1 protein-coding gene is annotated in these 20657 nt (G+C 40.2%); it reads left to right on the forward strand.

Going from position 1 to position 20657, the window contains the following annotated elements; genetic code table 11:
- Window positions 1-73 precede the first annotated feature (73 nt).
- Complete coding sequence (locus ACL9RH_RS02580; RefSeq protein WP_422691765.1) at window positions 74-20635, forward strand: amino acid adenylation domain-containing protein; 20562 nt, start codon at window positions 74-76, stop codon at window positions 20633-20635.
- Window positions 20636-20657 lie beyond the last annotated feature (22 nt).

Consider the following 20657-nt stretch of genomic DNA (forward strand, 5'->3'; position numbering starts at 1 on the left):
CCACAAATTCTTTACAACACAAGGAAACAAGTATGGATGTTCCATCAGACCACCAAAAAATTAATATAAACAGATGAAACAACACCAATTCAACAGTGTATATAACGGAAAAGAATTTTTTTTAACGGACCATAAAGTTCTCGGGATAAAAGTGCTGCCCGGGGTTACCTATCTTGAAATGGCCCGCGCGGCAGGCGAATATGTTGCCGGAAAAAGTATCACTCAACTCAGAGAAATCAATTGGTTGCAGCCTGTCACAATCGGTGATTCACCCGTTCAGCTTCATATGAATGTTACAGAAATGGAAGATGGATTTGCCTATGAAATTTTTACCAGTGAGGCAGATATACAGGTACAATTGCATGCCGATGGAATTTTGAGTACAGCTGAGCAGCAAATTCCTGAAATAAAAAATATCGGCAGTCTTATTGATCTTTTTAAAGATTCAGGAGACTATAAAAAAGGATCGGATTATTACCAGATCATGAATTCCATAGGGCTTGAATATGGGAAAACCTTTCAGGGAATTCAGGAAATTTACTATGATGAAAAAGCCGCTTTATCAAGAATAGTTTTACCAGCGACAGAAGGCTTTGTATGGTCTCCCGGGACGATGGATAGTGCATTACAGACGTGCCTGGGAATAAGCCTCGCAGATCAGAATCAACAGCTTATGCTTCCTTTCAGTGTTCGGGAAATGAATATCTATCAGCCACTTCCTGAAGAAATATGGTGCTATGTGACCCAAAACAGATCAGGTAAGCTCGCTAATAGCTATGATATCGAATTAGTAAACAATGCCGGAGAAATCATCATCCGCTTTACTGAATTTGTTGTGGTTCCTCTGGAAAAAAATACCATCAATGATTCAGATAATAATAATTCAAACGGAATTCCTCAACTCCATCTCTATCATTACAGTTGGAAATCTGAGGATTTAGATAAGGCTGGAGAATTATCGAAGAATGAAACAAATGATGCTCCGTTGGTTTTATTGGCTGGCGGATCTGCTGTACTGGCAGAGAAATTAAGTGAAAGATTGGAATGTGAAGTAAAAACAATTGCCGAAGGAACCCCGGAATCTGTTTTTATCCAGGTTTTAGAAGAAATACAAAATAAGAAAACAGTTCAGCTGAAAATTCACTTTGTTTATCCTGTAGCAGACGAACTTGAGTATGGTTTCATTTCAGCGATGCTAAAAACAGCGGTGCAGGAAAAACAGCTTTTGAAAGGAAAAACAATAGGAGTAGAAAGCTTTTCAATCAATGAATTGGAAGCATTGTCAGAAACTTTACTGGAAGAGCAAAGAAGCCAGGAACCAGAAGTGCGGTATCATTCAGGGAGAAGAGAAATTCGAAGCTTAACAGGAATTTCTGATGAAAATCCAGGATTAAAAACGGAAATCAAAGAAAATGGAGTGTATCTGATCACAGGCGGTGCAGGCGGCTTGGGACTGATTTTCGCAGATTATCTGAATACAATTTCCGGAACAAAAGTAATTCTTACAGGACGAAGTGAGCTGAATACAGTACAACAGGAAAAAATCAAAAGATTTACCCATACAAGCTATGAACGTTGTGATGTAACGGATTTAAAGTCTGTGACAGATTTAATTCAAAAAATAAAAAACAATTATGGCCCTCTGAATGGAATCATCCACAGTGCAGGAATTACCCGCGACAGCTTAATCATCAATAAAAAAGCAGGAGAAATTCATGAGGTTTTTTCGGCTAAAATTATCGGCGCTCAGAACATAGACTTGGCTACAAAAGATGAAGAACTTGATTTTCTCATGTTCTGCTCATCAGTAGCAGGAGTATTTGGAAATACAGGACAGGCAGATTATGCCGCAGCCAACGCATGGCTGGATCATTTTGCAGACCATCGTGAGAAAGAGCGCAAGCAGGGAAAAAGAACCGGAAAAACATTGAGCATCAATTGGCCTTTATGGAAAGATGGCGGAATGCACATCGATGCTGAACAAGAAAAATATATGGCCAATCATTTTGGATTGTGGCCTATGCCCACTTCTGATGGGATTTCCGCGTTTGAGATGCTGTTGAACAATATCTCATCACAAGGCGTTGTGATATATGGCGAAGAAAATCAATTAAATACCTGGATGAATGGATCTTCATCTCCTAAAACCAGCCAAAAGAAAACGGTTGTGAATGATAAGGCGTTGTATGCTGCGTCTATGATTTATTTGGGGGATGTAATGACAAAAGAACTCAAAATGAAGAATCATAAATTGGATCCTGATACTCCTTTTGAGCAGTACGGAATTGATTCTATCATGATCACGAAACTCACCAATCGCCTGGAAAGCATTTTCAATAACATACCGAGGACTTTATTTTTTGAATGTCAGACATTGGCTGAAGTAACCGCATTTTTTGTGGATGGTTATTCTGAAAAGTTAATCGAGCTTACAGGAGTAAAAAAATCATTACCTGAAGAACCGTCTTTTACTTCTAAACCCGTTGTTCAAAGCTTTAAAAATGATGTAAAATCTGTTTCTCAGTCGGTAGAAAAGCCTATAACAATAAAAAGCTCACAGGCTGGCGAACCTATCGCTATTATTGGTCTTTCAGGAAGATATCCTCAGGCTAAAAACATTGCAGAATTTTGGGAGAATCTCAAATCCGGAAAAGACAGCATCACAGAAATTCCGGCAGATCGTTGGGACCTTACCGATTTTTACGATGAAGAAAAAGGAAAAGCAGGAAAAAGCTACAGCAAATGGGGCGGATTTATGGATCAGATCGACCATTTTGACCCATTGTTTTTTAATATATCCGCTCGCGAAGCCGAATTGATGGATCCACAGGCCCGTCTTTTTCTTCAGACCGCCTGGGAAACATTCGAAGATGCAGGATATACCAGAAAGAAGCTGGAAGGCGGAAGAGATAAGAACGAAACCCAGCCACAGATAGGGGTTTATGTAGGCGTAATGTATGAAGAATACCCCCTGTTTGGAGCCGAAGAAAATGCAAAAGGAAATTTTGTAAACCCAGGAGGAAGCATCAGCAGTATTGCGAACCGGGTTTCTTACTTCTTCAATCTGAACGGACCAAGTATGGCTGTAGATACCATGTGTTCATCCTCTCTCACGGCAATACACCTTGCCTGTGAAAGTATTCAGAATGGAAGCTGCACAATGGCACTGGCCGGAGGCGTAAATGTAAGTGTACATCCCAATAAATACCTGATGTTGAGCCAGGGAATGTTCGTTTCAAGTAAGGGTAAATGTGAAAGTTTTGGAGAAGGAGGAGAAGGCTATGTTCCTGGAGAAGGAGTAGGAGCTGTATTGCTGAAATCTTACAGCCAGGCATTAGCTGATGGAGACCGTATTTATGGTTTAATTAAAGGAACTGCACTGAACCATGGAGGAAAAACCAACGGATATACCGTTCCCAATCCGAAAGCACAGGCTTCCGTCATCAAAGCAGCCATGAAAAAAGCAGGAGTAAAGGCTGAGGATTTTAGTTACATCGAAGCTCACGGTACCGGAACAAGCCTTGGAGATCCTATTGAAATCGCAGGTTTAAATAAAGCTTTTGAATCTAAAAATAAACAGTTCTGCAGCATTGGTTCCGTAAAATCCAATATCGGACATTGCGAATCGGCAGCGGGAATATCAGGATTAACCAAGGTTTTACTGCAAATGCAGCATCGTCAATTGGTACCTTCTCTGCATTCAGCAATACTGAATCCTAATATAAAATTTGAAAATACGCCCTTCAAAGTTCAGCAGGAACTTGAAGAATGGACGGTGGCAAACAATAAACCTAGAATTGCCGGCATCAGTGGATTTGGAGCAGGAGGAAGCAATGCCCACCTGATTATAGAAGAATATGTAGGGGGAAGCACTTATTACAGCCAGCACATGCCTTTGGTGATTGTAGTATCAGCTAAGGAGGAAGAAAGACTCAGAATCGTTGTTGATAATCTCAGAACACATCTTGAGAATCATCTGGAAATCAATCTTAATGATCTTGCATACACCCTTCAAACCGGAAGAGAAGCAATGGAAGAAAGGTTGGCTTTTATTGCTGAAGATAGAGAAGATTTGCTTTCACAATTGTCTTCTTATCTGGAAAAGAATACACAGAATTTATACCTTGGAAATATTCACAACGACCATCTGGGAATCTCTCTTGAAGGAAAATCAGGGATGGCTTATCTGGAAAGCATCATCAGGGAAAAAGAAAGTCATTCCTTAGCTCAGTTGTGGGTGAAAGGTGTGAATATCGACTGGAATCTGATCTATAATGATGAAAAACCCTCGCTGATTAGCCTGCCATCTTACCCTTTCGCAAATGAACGATATTGGTTTCCACAGGCAGAAGGAGAATTATCATTAAAAACCGGATCAAAACTTCATCCTTTACTGCATAGCAATACTTCCAGCCTTAAAGAACAGCAGTTCACCAGTATTTTCACCGGTAAAGAATCTTTTTTAACCGATCATCAGGTACATAATGTGAAAACATTGCCGGGAGTCGCTTATCTTGAATTGGCAAGAGAAGCTGGTGAACAGTCTGTACAGGAAAAAATTACAAAATTGAAAGAAGTAAGCTGGCTACATCCAATTCAGATAAAAGATAAAGACCAGGCTGTTTTTACCAGTCTTTTTACTTCAGACAATGAAATAGAATTTGAAATTTATACCCATGAAAATGAAGAGCAAATCCATTGCAGAGGTATTGTATCAGTTGAAGAACTCATCGCTCCGGAACAGAAAGATATCAAAACGATTAAAGCAAGACTGGCTCATACAGTAAGTGGAGAAAACTGTTATACGTTATTCAGTGAAGCAGGATTGGAGTATGGCAACAGCTTCCGTGGCATCCGCGAAATGTATTACAGTGAAAATGAAGTGCTATCCAAAATTTCTTTACCTGCAGATTATACTTTCGGTTTAACACCCGGAGTTCTGGACAGTGCATTGCAGACCTGTATAGGAACACAACTGGCAAAAAGCAACAAGGAAATATTATTACCATTTAGTGTAACTGAAATAGAGCTCCATCAGAATTTAACCGCTGAATTATGGTGCCATGTAACGAAAAACAAAGCTGGAAAGAGAATCAGCAGCTATGATATTGATCTTTTGAATAATGAAGGAAAAATTGTTCTTCGTTTCAAAGAGTTGGTACTATTGCCTGTAAACGGCTTTGTAAGTGATAATACTGTTACGTTTAATGATACTGAAATGGCTCCAAAAGGTCTTAGCCTGTTGGTGGATCAGTGGAAATCGGAACCGGAATTTACACAGTCTCTTAGAGAAACAACTCCTATCATCATATTGGCAGGGGGATCCGGAACCATGGCGGATGATCTTTACAATCATTTTTCATTAACGGCTACAGCCATTAATACGGCTAAAGAAGAAGATTTCTTTATGGAAATACTTTCGCTGGCCAAAACGGTAATGCCTCATAAAAAAGCAACCCATATTATCGTTGCTTGTAGCAGAGATCAGTATTATCAGTATGGATTTATCACAGGATTGCTGAAAACATTAACTCAGGAAAATCCGAGAATTACAGGGAAATTGATCAGTATTGAAGAGGACGCATTTCAGGATCTTGAAGAGCTCGGCAATATTCTGATCAAGGAACAGCATAATAAAGATCATGAAATACGATATTCAGCAGGAAAACGTGAGGTAAGAACAATGGAAAGCCTTGTAGTGGATGCTTCCTCAACTCCTGTACAGATCAAATCAGACGGAGTTTATCTTATTACTGGCGGTGCTGGCGGATTAGGGTTAATTTTTGCACAATATCTTAACCGGACAGCCGGAGCTACTATCATTCTGACAGGCAGAAGTTCACAGTTGAATTCTTCTCAACAAAGTACTGTAGATCAACTGAATAATGTTTCGTACTATCCTTGTGATATCAGTGATGGATCAGCAGTTAATGATCTTATTCAACATATTATTGAAAAATATGCAAAACTTGATGGTATCATTCACAGTGCAGGAGTGATCCGTGATAGTATAGTCCTTCAAAAGACCAAAAAAGAGGTAAAAGAAGTTTTTGCTGCTAAAATAAAAGGAACCAGAAATCTGGATATGGCAACGAAAGATCTTCCTTTAGAATTCATGGTCACTTGCTCTTCAGTAGCAGGAGTTTACGGAAATGTAGGGCAGTCTGATTATGCTTCAGCCAATGTCTGGATGGATAATTATACACATTACAGAGAAAGCGAACGCGTAAACGGCAGACGTCAAGGAAAATCCTTAAGCATCAACTGGCCACTTTGGGAAGATGGAGGAATGCATATCAGTGCTGAAGCTGAAATCTTTATGAAACAACATTTTGGTTGGGCTCCGATGCCAACGGATGCAGGAATTGAAGCATTTGAAAACTTAATGAACTGTGGAATTACTCAGGGAATGGTATTGTTTGGAGTTACTAATGAAGATAGAGCCATATCACAGCAATCAGAAGAAGGGTATAATATATCATCAGTAGAAACTTCTGCTAGCAAAGAAACTCTGTATGACGCATCTATGATCTATCTGCGTAATCTTCTCGCAAAAGAACTGAGAATGCCGGAAGAAAAATTGAAGGCTGAGGTTCCTTTTGAACAGTACGGAATTGATTCTGTATTGGTCATCAGGCTTTCTAACTGTCTGCAGGATGTGTTTGGTAAATTACCCCGTACATTATTCTTCGAATATCTGACCTTACAAGAACTTTGCGGATACTTTATGGAAAGCCATCGCCCATTACTGTTAGAATTGACAGGATTGGCGGCGGTTAAAACTTCAACTCCTGTAGAAAAGGAAATGATACAGGCTGAAAGACCAGCTGCTGATCTTCCAAACAGACGTCAGCGTTTTTCAATGGTGCAGCATCAACCGAACAATCAAAATACCAACGAAGATATTGCGATTATCGGGATCAGCGGACGCTATCCGAATGCTGATAATCTCGAAGAATTCTGGGAGAATCTTAAAACAGGAAAAGACTGCATTACACAGGTGCCGAAAGACCGTTGGAACGCGGAAGAAATGTATCATGAAGAAAAAGGACATCCGGGAAAAAGCTATAGCAAATGGGGTGGATTTATGAATGATATTGATAAGTTTGACCCTTTATTCTTCAGCATCTCACCAAGAGAAGCAGAACTGATGGATCCTCAGGAACGTCTTTTTCTGCAAACTGTTTGGGAGACCATCGAAGATGCAGGATATACCCGTGAAAGCATCTGTTCAGAAGATGCTGAAACAGGAACAGCTAGAAAAATAGGCGTATACGCAGGGGTAATGTATGAAGAATATCAATTATTCGGGGCTGAAGAAAGAATGAAAGGGAATTTTGTGACACCGGCTGGTATTGCCAGCAGTATTGCGAACAGGGTTTCTTACTTCTTTAATTTCAATGGCCCAAGTATGGCTGTTGATACCATGTGTTCTTCTTCATTAACGGCTATTCACTTAGCATGCAATGATCTGATTGTAGGAAACACCGATATGGCCATTGCCGGAGGAGTAAATATCAGCGTTCACCCTAACAAATATCTGATGCTAAGCCAGGGACGTTTTGTTTCCGGAGCAGGCCGTTGTGAGAGTTTTGGTCAGGGAGGTGATGGATATGTGCCTGGAGAAGGTGTGGGAGCCGTATTACTGAAGCGTGTAAGTGAAGCCATCAAAGATGGTGATCATATCTATGGGTTGATCAAAGGAACCGCGTTGAATCACGGAGGTAAAACCAATGGATACACAGTTCCAAATCCGAAAGCTCAGGCAGCAGTCATTAAAAATGCCATCGAAAAAAGTGGAGTTAAGGCAACCGATATAAGCTACGTGGAAGCCCACGGGACAGGAACCAGTCTTGGAGATCCGATTGAAATAGCAGGCTTGAACAGAGCGTTTGAAACCACTCATAAACAGTTTTGCAGTATCGGATCTGTCAAGTCAAATATTGGACACTGTGAATCAGCAGCAGGAATTTCAGGATTAACGAAAGTGATTTTACAGCTTAAGCATCAGCAGTTGGTTCCTTCTTTACACTCAGCAGTTTTAAATCCGGATATTGATTTCGAAAACAGCCCTTTCAAAGTACAGCAGCAACTTGAAATATGGCCAACCGTTGAAGGAAAACCTCGCATCGCAGGAATCAGTGGATTTGGTGCCGGAGGAAGTAACGCTCACATCATCATTGAGGAATATCTGACTCAGCCATCCCGAAAATTAAGGTATGAAATGCCGGTAATCATTGCATTATCAGCAAAGAACACAAGTAGGATCGCCATTCAGGTAGAGAATCTTAAAAAGTTCTTAGAAAAAAATAACCAGGCTGATCTGTATGACCTTGCCTATACTTTGCAGACTGGTAGAGAAGAAATGGAGGAAAGGCTGGCATTCATCGCTGCGGATAAGGAAGATTTAATGATTCAGTTGAACGATTATCTGGAACATAAAATCATAAATCCAATCAGAGGAAATATCCGCAAGAAGGATGAAAATTATATTCAGCATAAAAATGACCTGCTTTCTATAGCAATGGCTTGGGTAAATGGAGTGGTAACAAACTGGGAATCCCTTTATACGAAAGGATTACCTTCAAGAATCAGTTTGCCGTCCTATCCATTTATGAAAGACCGCTACTGGATCCCGATAAAAGACAGTGAGATCATTCAAAATGGACAGAGCAATCTTCATCCGCTATTGCACAGCAACGATTCTGACCTGAATGAGCAGAAATTTATCAGTACCTACACGGGAAAAGAGGATTTCTTAACGAAATGTGAGATCACCAATTATAAAGAATTACCTGCATCTGCCTTACTGGAGCTTGCAAGAGAAGCTGGAGAAAGAAGTTTACGCCAACGCATTACCCAACTGAAAAATGTATCATGGGTAGATCCGATCAGAGTAAACGGAGTTCCTGCGAACGTTCAGATCAGTCTTTTTAATGCTGGAAATGAAATCGCTTATGAGATTTACACAAAACATAAAGAAAATAAACCACAGCTAAACGGTCAGGGAGTACTGAATACAGAATTTCAGCAACCGCATGATCGGAAAAATATTGAAAATCTGATTCAGCAATATCAGTATTCCCTTGAAAAAGAAACACTTTACAGTCTGTTTGCCAAAGCAGGGAAATGCTATGAGGTTGATTTTCAGGGAGTGGAACAACTGTATTTTGATAAAAATGGCGCACTGGCTAGAATTGTACTGCCGGTTACTGATGAGTTTATCCTTTCCCCGGGCGTATTGGACAATATTGTACAAACCGGTACAGGCTGGCTGCTGACCCAAGGAGAAAAATCCCTTTATCAGCCTTCAGATGCCTCGGAAATAACCATTTTTGGAACATTACCTTCAATGATCTGGTGCCGGGCAACGTTCGATAAAAAGCAGAACGGAACTTTCTGCTGCCAGATGGATATTATGGATGATGAAGGAATTGTTTTACTGCATTTCAGAGATTTGATTTTGTCTCCTCAGGTGACACCTCATAATACTTCAGGTAACACTTCATCCATTGCTCATAAACCAATATGGGAGAGAGTGATTACTCAATCGGAAACATCAGCTGCAATTCAGGGAAAACACATTCTTGTTACTGGAGATTCAGAACTTTTATTCAGTGAAGAACTTGGAAAATGGCTGATGAACCATGGAGCAGAAGTAGATATCACAAAAACTTTAGATATCATTCCAGACGGTACGGAAGCTGTTTATCTGCTGCAAGGGTTAGCTAAAGAAGATGATAATCCATTAAAAGATAATCATTCTTCAAGAGAATTAGCCGTATTTGCAAGCATAAAACAATTATTAGAAACCGAATCCCAGGATCTGAAACTTACAGTCTTCACTTCCAATACGCAAAAGGTTTTATCCAACCATAAAGTAACCTCAGCAGGAAGTGGCATTATAGGGATGACAGGAGCTTTGGTAAAAGAACAACCTCAATGGTCGGTTAATAGGATTGATCTGGATCTATCTTCTGTAGAAAATCCTACCGGAATTAAATGGGAAGATCTATTCGCAGTAAGTCTCGATAATAAAGAAAATGCAGTTACGGCTTTGAGAAATGGCCATTACTACAGACAATACTTATACCCTGTTGCATTACCTGAGGTAAAAACTTCAACATTTAGAAAAGGAGGTACTTATGTATTATTAGGAGGAGCCGGTGGATTAGGAAAAGCAACTACAGAATACCTGGTGAAGAATTATCAGGCGCAGATCATCTGGTTGGGAAGAAGAGCCGTAGATGAAGTAATTGTACTGGCACAGGAAGAAATTGCAAAATTCGGACAAAAACCTGAATACTACCAATGTGATGCTACAGATTCAGACCAGGTTGAGAAAATCTACAGAGCAATTAAAGAAAATCACGGCGAGATCAATGGTATTTTCCATTCCGCAATTGTACTGCATGATATGTTGCTTAAAAACATGACCGAGGATGATTTTAAAAAAGCATTCATGCCTAAGTCTCTGTCTAGTCAGAATTTGGTACAGGCATTCAGAAATGAGCCTCTAGATTTTATCTGCTTCTATTCTTCAGCACAATCGTTGGTTCATGCTCCGGGACAGGCTAATTATGCGGCAGGATGTTCTTTTAAAGATAGTTACGCCCTTAGTGTAAACCATTTGTTGAACATTCCTGTTAAAATCATTAATTGGGGATATTGGGGAGAGATCGGTATTGTGTCAGCAGATGGTTATAAAGAAAAAATGAAGCAGGCGGGTATCGAAAGTATTGAGACCGAAGAAGGGATGCTCCTGCTGGAAAATGCATTAAACAGTGATGAACAACAGATAGTGGCTTTGAAGCTCTCTGTAGCAACAGCCGCAGCGATGCCTACTATGCGCCATGACAAGGAGAGTTCACAAGTTGAATTCAGTTCAGTATTGCAATGGGAAAGCGCAGATGCACTTATGTATCCCAATGCAGAAGAAGAGGAACAGATATTTGAAATGCTTTGCTGTAAAGGAATATTAAAAGTATTACTTCAACTGGGGCTTGAAGACAAGCAGACTACTGGACAAACGATCAGAAGTTTAAGATCTCAGCTTTCCATTAACGATAAGTACGAACAGCTATTTTTTGTTCTGATTGATATATTGGAATCACAAGGATATATAAGTATAAAAGACGCTCAGATTCTGGTAACTGCTGAAATGAAAGAAGAACTTTCTAAGTTTGATTTTGAACAGCAAATGAGTGAACTTGTGATTCAGCAACAGGAATACCGCCCTCATGGAACACTGCTTCAGATCTGCCTGGAATCTTTTACAGAAATCATTACAGGAAAACTGCAGGCCACTTCAGTGATGTTTCCGGGAGGAAGTATGGATTATGTAAGCGGAATTTACAAAGGAAATGCCCAATCAGATTACTTTAATGACCTGTTGACCGGGGTTATCAAAAATAGTGTCATTGCCAGTATTCCTTCTCTGAAACCGGGTGAAAAGATCAGAATATTAGAAGTAGGTGCAGGAACCGGAGGAACCAGTCAGTTTGTCTTTAAAGCACTCGAGCCTTATAAAGAACACCTTTTCTATCTGTACACAGACCTGTCACACAGCTTCCTTCATTATGCAGAGCAGCAATATAAAACAATGGCACCCTATCTGGAAACCGCAATTTTGAATATAGAAACAGACCCTTCCGGCCAACAGATAGAAACAGGAACGTATGATATTGTGATTGGTGCCAATGTAGTGCATGCCACTAAAAACATGGCGGTAACCCTTACTAATATCAAAGCTCTATTAAAGAAGGATGGATTGCTGATCATGAATGAAATAGCACGCACAGAAATATTTACCACATTAACCTTCGGATTATTAGACGGATGGTGGCTTTACGAAGACGGCGGAATTCGATTAAAAGGAAGTCCGGGACTGTCATCAGAAAGCTGGCAGCATGTTCTGAAAGAGACAGGATATCAGAAGCCTGTAAGTTATCCTGAAGGAGAATATCTGTCACAACAGATCATATGTGCTACCAGCAATGGAAAGATTATTTCCGGATTAAAACAATCAGAAAAACAAACCGAAATCAAGACCATTTCACCAGTTAATCAACAAAATACAACGGCACCCAAACAGAAAATGCCTGTTATGAAAAAAACAATAGATAATAATAGCCTGATCAGCCAGCTTACCAAAATAGCTGCAGATTTAATTAAACTTCCACCAGGCGACTTTGATATAGAATGCCAGTTTATGGATTACGGCTTTGATTCCATTCTCAGCATGGAGCTCATCAAAAACATCAATGAAAAACTGAAAGTAGATTTGAAATCCACCGATATTTTCAGCTATGGAACGGTTCAGCAACTCGCAGAACATTTGATGCAGAACCACAGCGAAGCATTACAGGTTGAAGTCTCTGCAGAAGCTCCTGTATTGGATGATTTTCCTGAAACGGCAACTTCTCCTGTGAAAACAAGATTTACCCCTGCAGCTAAAGCTCCGGAGCCGGAATACCGCTATGAAAATGATATTGCCATCATCGGAATGAGTGGGCAGTTTGGAGCAGCTAACAATCTGGATGCATTCTGGGAAGTACTGAAAGACGGAAAAAGCCTGATTGGGGATGTTCCGGCAGACAGATGGAAAGGATACACGAACAATGATAATGCAAAATGGACGGGTAGTTTCCTGTTGGATATCGATAAATTTGATCCCGTATTCTTTAAAATATCAGGGAACGAGGCCGAAATGATGGATCCACAACAGCGTCTGTTCCTTGAGCACTGCTGGAAAGCCATTGAAGATGCAGCCATCAATCCGAAAAATTTAAAAGGAAGCAAATGTGGCGTTTATGCCGGAGTTGCTCCAAGTGACTATAACATCAGAGAATGTGAAGAAGCTTCAGTAATGTGGGGAAATTCCAGTGCGATATTAGCCGCAAGAATTTCCTACTTCTTAGATCTTAAAGGACCTGCCGTTTCTGTAGATACAGCATGCTCAAGTTCTCTTCTGGCGATGGATATGGGATGCAGCAGCTTACAAAAAGGAGAAACTGACCTTATTATTGCGGGAGGAATCAATATCATGACCACACCTGGCTTTTATTCTTTGGCCAGTAGAGCAGGGATGATGTCTTCCACTGGGCAGTGTCATACCTTTGATAAAAAAGCAGACGGATTCGTGCCAGGTGAAGGGGTTGGAGTCGTGATCATGAAACGTCTTGCCGATGCAGAACGCGATGGGGACCAGATTTATGGAGTGATTAAAGGAAGCTTAACCAATCAAGATGGAGCATCCAACGGGATTACAGCACCAAGTGTTCTTGCACAGCAGGAGCTTGAAAAAGAAGTCTATCAAAAATTCAATATCAATCCTGAAACCATCAGCTACGTAGAAGCACACGGTACAGGAACCAGTCTGGGTGACCCTATTGAAATGGATGCCCTTACCAATGCATTCAGAAAATATACAGAGAAAACACAGTATTGCAGAATCGGGAGCGTTAAAACTAATATTGGACACACACTGGTTGCCGCAGGAATAGCAGGCGTTTTGAAGATTATGCTTTCTTTAAAACATAAGCAATTGGTACCTACTTTGAACTTCGAGGAATGCAACCCTTTAATTGATCTCGCCAACAGCCCTTTCCATGTAGGAAGTACTTTAAGTGACTGGAAGACGGAAAATAATGCACCAAGAAGAGCCGCTATCAGCAGTTTTGGCTTTAGTGGAACAAATGTACACATGGTGATTGAAGAATATCAGGAAAACAATGTAAAAATACTTTCCACAGAACCTGTACTGATCGTTATTTCTGCAAAAAATACAGAAAGATTAAAAAGTCAGGTTGAGAATCTGGTATCATGGTTAGAAAGAAATCCGGGAGCCAATATGCGTGATGTTGCCTATACATTACAAATCGGAAGAGAGCCTATGGAAGAACGTCTTGCCATACTTCCAACAGATCAGAATGATCTTATGCTTCAGCTGAACGATTTCCTGAAAGGGAATACAGAACATCTGATGACCGGAAATATCAAAAAGAATAAAGCCGACTTTTTACTGGAAGGAGGAGCTGGAAAAGCTTATATCGACTATGCCATTGCTCATGGTGAAATAAAATCTTTAGCCATGTTATGGACCAAAGGGGTAGCTATCAGCTGGGATTTGTTATATCCAAAGCAACGTCCGAATAAAATAAGCCTTCCTTCTTATGCTTTTGCTCGTCAGAGTTATTGGATTCCGGAGGTAAAAACGGTTGCTGCCCGCAAACAAACGAGCTTTTTGCATTCGCTGATCCATCGCAATACCTCAACGGTTAAATCGTTCCAGTTCTCCAGTACTTTTACCGGAAATGAAGAATTTTTAAAAGATCATACAATCCAAAACCAGATTATATTACCGGGAGTAGCTTATCTTGAAATGGCTAGATTGGCTGGTGAAGAACTTCTGTCTGAGCAGGTAACTACTCTTAAAAATATAGCCTGGATGAGTCCGGTAAGGATCAATGGAAAATCTGAAGAAGTGCATATCCGTCTAAAAAGAATCCATGATGATCTTAGCTATGAGATTTATTCAATAAATGGACAAGAACAGATTCACAGTCAGGGACGTATCTCAACGCAATCATTACCGGTGAATAATTCATTTGAACTGAAAATGATTCAAAACAATCTATCAGAAAATGTGGATCGAACGACCTGTTATGATATTTTCAGACAGATGGGACTGGACTACGGAGACAGCTTCATGGGAATTGAGCAAATGTATTACTCATCTTCAGAAGCATTATCGAAGATCACATTACCAAAGTTGGAAGGATTCAGCGTTTCTCCTGGACTTTTGGACAGCGCATTACAAACCTGTATGGGAATGGGCTTTATCGATAAAAAACCGGTTACTCAGCTTCCTTTCAGCGTTAAAGAAGTAGTATTCTATGAAGAATTACCTTTAAGCATCTGGAGCTATGCCCGAAAAAGCAAAACCAACCAGGGAAATGGAACTGTGATTACCTATGATGTGGATATTCTGGATGATCATGGGAAAGTATTGATGAGTTTTCATGATTTTGTTACCCTTCCGGTAGATGGAACTGAGAAAACAGAATCGTCAGATACTGCAACGGATGCCTGCATATTTACCACAAACTGGGAAGAATGTGAAGCAGAAAACCTTGCAGGACAGGAAAATGAAGCGATTCCAATTGTCTTATTGGTAGACAGTCCGGCACAATTAGCGGAGAATCTTAAAACCGAGTTGGGAATTGAAACCACAACAATTGACGGGCAGATTGCCGAAGATTATCTGATTGATGTAATGTCGGTGATTAAAAAAAGAATGGCAGAGAAGAATGCCTCTCATATATTGATCGTTTGCTGTATCGCAGATTATCTTGATTATGGTCTTATCTCAGGACTACTGAAAACAGCCAGTCTTGAAAATCAGGGAATCACAGGGAAGATCATTAGCGTAGATCGACTTTCTGTAAAAGATGCACCAGAACTTACTTCAATCTTACAGAGAGAAATTTCCACCGTAGATACAGAGGTTCGCTACGAATCCGGGCTTAGAAAAGTGAAAAAGCTGAACGAGATCACCATCTCCGATAATGACGGGTTAAAAATTAAAGAAGGCGGAGTATATCTCATCGTAGGCGGAGCCGGAGGAGTAGGAAGATTATTCGCTACCCACATCAACAAAGTGCCACAAACGAAAGTGATTTTAACAGGTCGTGGAAAATTGGATCAGGAAAAAGAAACTTTCATTAAAAGTCTTACGCACGGAGCGTATTTCAGTTGTGATGTAAACAGCAAAGAAGAAGTGATTCATTTGGTGGATCAGATCAAAGAAAAGCACGATAGAATAGATGGAATTATCCATAGTGCAGGAGTTACTCAAGACAGTTTGATCATCAATAAAATTCCTGAAGAAGTAGAGTCTGTTTTTGCATCTAAAGTAAATGGCGTTAAGAATATTGATGAAGCTACCAAAGATGAAGCCCTTGATTTTATGGTTCTGTTTTCAGGACTGGCAGCGATCACAGGAAATGCGGGTCAGGCAGACTATTCATCAGCCAACGTATATTTAGATAATTACGCGGTTTATAGAGAAACTGAACGCAGTAAAGGAAAACGACAGGGAAAAACCATCAGCATCAATTGGCCATTCTGGAAAGAAGGCGGAATGGTAATGGATAAGACAAGTCAGGAATATTTAGACAAACAATACGGATTGTCTCCTTTACCGAATGCAGTGGGAATCAATATTTTCGATCAGCTATTGGGAAGCAGCTATACACAGGGAATTGTAACCTACGGAAAGGTAGATAAAATACGATCTCAATTCCTGAACAGGTTGGTCCTGAAACAAAAACCTGTACAGGAACTCTCTATACCTAAAAATGCTGAATTACAGGATAAAGTGGCTTCAAAATTATTGGAAATCACAGCACAGCTGTTGAAATTATCAGAAAGTGACATCGAAAGAGACGAAAAACTGAGCGATTATGGTTTTGACTCTATTTTACTGATCAAGTACTCCAATGAACTGAATGATTTCTACGATACAGATCTTACACCAGCCGTTTTCTATAATTATCCTACCATCAATGATCTTGCAGATTTCCTTCTTGAAGAATATCCTTCGAAAATTGCAGCAGTTCACCTGACGGTAGTAGTATCGGATATCCATACCAATAAGTTGGAAGAAATTCAGGAAGAAACATCTCCGAGATATCCGCTTTCAGAAGGCCAAAAAGGACTTTGGTTCATACAGCAGCTGGAACCTGAAAATGTGAATTACAATGTTCCGGTATCATTTATCATTCCGGGAACGATTGATCATGATATCGTTAAGCAGGCATTTCAGCTGACGCTTGATGAATATCCGGTTCTTAAATCCAGTTTTCATACCGATGAAATAACAGGGGAAGTTTATAATCAGATCAATACTACAGTTCAGATTCAAATAGATGATCAGGAACTTGCTGAAAATCAAATTATCAATGATGTTTCCTGGAGTCTGGTAAGAATACCGTTTAACCTGGAAACCGAATTGCCCGTAAGATTATATATCAGAAGAGATATTAGTGCCGGTAAAAATTATATTCTGTTGGTATTTCATCATATTATTTTTGATGGAATGTCGAGTTCCGTGTTTATAACCTCTCTGTTTGAAAAATACCACAGGCTTTCCAACGGAGAAAAAGTATCCGCTAAAGAAGCAGATTTGGCCTATTTCAGCTATGTAGAATGGGAAAAGAATTATATTTTCAGCAAACAGGGCGAAAAAAGTCTGGCTTACTGGAAAAATAATCTTTCCGGAACCTTACCAATCCTGAATTTACCCTATGATCTTTACAAACAGAACAGTACCAAAACAACCACGATTGGTATTGAAAGAATAAAAATCGGTCAGGAGAAAGTAGAGCAGTTAAAAGAGTTAGGCCGAAAACTGAAAGTAAATCTTTCTGTATTATTCTCAGGAATGTATGCAATGTTGCTTCATAAGCTGACCACAGAAGAAGATCTTTTAATTTTGATGCCAACCGCAGGCCGTCCTAAAAAAGAATACGAAAACAGTATCGGTTACTATGTCAATATGATGATATTACGAAGCAGAGTGTCAGGAGATCAGAGCTTTGCAGAGTTGGTAAAACATATTCAGGAAGGAATGATCAATGGGATGTCTCATGCAGCATATCCTTTGCCTAAATTATTATCAGATCTGAACCTAGACCGTTCCGGAAACAGAGAAACACCATTCAAAGTATCATTTATTTATCAGAATATTTTTGATGAAATATTAGCAGGAGGTGGATCGGGAGCTGAGATCTATGATGAAGTATATCAGGAAACGGCTCATGTTTATTCATTGGAAATCCAGGATCTCAGAAAAGAAATCATTGTAAGCCTGAAATATGATCAGGACGTATTCAGTCCCGGGATCATTCGCCAGCATATGGGATATTTGATGGAATTAATGAATGGCGTTATGGAAGATACAGCAAAGAAGATAAGCGCTTATGAAGTATTATCTAAAGAAGAAATCAACTATTTCCTGCACGAAAGAAATGATACGGCTGTTGAATATCCGCAACATAAAACATTAGCCGACCTTTTCGAAGAACAGGTTCTTAAAACCCCTGATCAGATTGCAGTAGTACACGACGGAAGACGAATTACCTATGCAGAACTGAATGAAATGGCCAATCGTTTGGCAGGAGCTCTTGTACAATCTGGTCTTCAGGCAAATGCTCCTATAGCAATGGTTTCCCATAAAAGTCTGGAGCAGGTTTGGGGAGTTCTGGGAATTCTAAAAGCAGGAGGACACTATATTCCTGTTAAAGGCAGCTTGCCAGAAAACAGGATGAATGAGTTGATTAAACAAACCGAATCCACGATCGTTCTGGTACAGCCGGATTATACCGAAAAAGTAAACTGTTCTGAAGATGTTAAAATTATCCTTTTGGAAGAAAGCACATTTGCAGACAAACCAATAGAATTCGAAACCGTAAAAGTTCCGGATACAGAATTGGCATATATTATTTTTACTTCAGGTTCCACCGGAAAGCCAAAAGGAGTAATGATTGATCACCGAGGGGCTGTTAATACCCTGTATGATATGAATTCGAGATTCGGCATTACCTCAGATGATAAAGTATTTGGAATATCCGACCTCAATTTCGACCTTTCCGTTTACGATATTTTTGGAACATTTGCTTGTGGAGCAACACTTATTTTACCTCTTGAAACAGAAGGGTTGAATCCGGATATCTGGCTTCGCTACGTTAAAGAAGAGCAGGTGACTGTCTGGAACTCAGTACCTCAGATTGTCAATCTGTTGATAGAAAGACAGGAAGAAACTTCAGAAATGCATCTTGCCAGCTTAAGAATGTACTGGATGAGCGGAGACTGGATTCCTTTGGATGTACCGGAAAGAATCAAAAAGATAAACCCTGACAGCAGCGTAATCAGTCTTGGAGGTGCAACAGAAGGATCTATATGGTCCATTCATTATCCAATCGGTGAAATAGATCCTTCATGGAAGAGCATTCCTTATGGATATCCTTTAGGCAATCAGGAAATGTATGTCTTGGATGCCCATCTTTCTCCTTGCCCTGTAAATGTTCCCGGAGACATCTACATTGGAGGAATTGGCGTGGCTAAAGGGTACCATCAGGACCCTGAAAAAACCGCTGCCAGTTTCATCAAACATCCCGGAATGCAGAAACAGTTGTATCGTACCGGAGACATCGGCTCCCAGCATCCTGACGGATTTATCGTATTTCTTGGAAGACAGGACGGGCAGGTGAAGATCAATGGGTTCAGAGTAGAATTGGGAGAAGTGGAAACTATTTTGCAGTTATCTCCACTCGTAAAACAGGGACTTGTACTGACTGTAGAAGATGATAACAGAAATAAAAGACTGGTTGCCTACGTGGTAGCTAATGATGTGTTTGATAAAGAAGAACTTCAGAAGCACCTCAGAGTACATTTACCAGAATATATGGTCCCTTCCATATTCATTGAGATTGATAAAATTCCATTGTCTTCCAATGGTAAAGTTGATCGAAAAGCACTGCCAGGTGTAGATCCCAATGATATGATTGAAAGAGAATTTACAGCACCATCCGATGAAACAGAACACAGCCTTGCAGAAATATGGATTCAACTGTTAAAACTGAATAGAGTAGGAATCTATGATGATTTCTTTGAGGTGGGCGGAAACTCTCTGACGATGATTCAGCTGGCCCATAAGATCAATACCGTATTTAATAAAGATATCCAATTGATTCATATCATGAAAAATCCCACCATTGCAGGCATCAAAACGCTGATCAGCGGTAATGAGGAATCCGGTGAAGAATCTGTTTTAACCTTGAGAGAAGGCAGTTTGGAAGACGCTACTTTTATCATTCCTGGAGCATTGGGATCTACAGAAGGCTACTTTACTCTGGCTGGTAACGTGCCGGGAGAAGGAGCCGTATACGGATTGCAGATGAAAGGAATTGCTGCAGACGAAGCTCCGAATACCAGTATCGAAGATATGGCAGCCTATAACCTGAAACAGATCACAGAAACAGGAGCCATAGGGGGAATCACCTTACTGGCACACAGTTATGGGGGAATCGTAATCTATGAAATGATAAAACAGGCAAAAGAATCAGCTGTGGAGATCGAAAAAGTGATTTTCCTTGATTGCTTCACAGATCCGCTTTCGTCTTTCAATTCTTTAGGAGAAACTGAAAAGCTGAGCACTTATTTCAGATCACTGATCCAATTCAGCCAGCCATGGCTGAATGACGACGCAGTGGAAAATCTTGTTCAGCAGCTTCCGGAAGAGCACTATATGCAGTTTATCTGCGATACTGTTAATACACTTCCTGCTAAAACAGTCGCCAGAATGTGGGAAGTATTCCGTGCTTCAGTTTCGGCAGAATACCGTATGAAAGAAAAGCTGGATCATACCCTGATTTTTGTAGAAGCAGACAATACGCAGCTTTCAGGAGAAAACTGGGGCGATGCAGGGTCCGCAGCAGGTTGGGATCAATACTTCAGCGAAGTACAGATCATTCCTACAGAGGCCAATCACTTTACCATTGTCAATACCCCTTATTGTACAGAATGGTTAACCCAAATGAATACAGAGGAAAATATAGAACAAACCCTTTAATACAAACTAAACACACTATAAA

The organism is Chryseobacterium sp. Mn2064 (assembly GCF_049319685.1).
Classification (GTDB): Bacteria; Bacteroidota; Bacteroidia; order Flavobacteriales; family Weeksellaceae; genus Chryseobacterium.

Bases quoted from the DNA above. Each gene is read 5' to 3' on its own strand.
- ACL9RH_RS02580 (WP_422691765.1), top strand. From the start codon at position 74: ATGAAACAACACCAATTCAACAGTGTATATAACGGAAAAGAATTTTTT.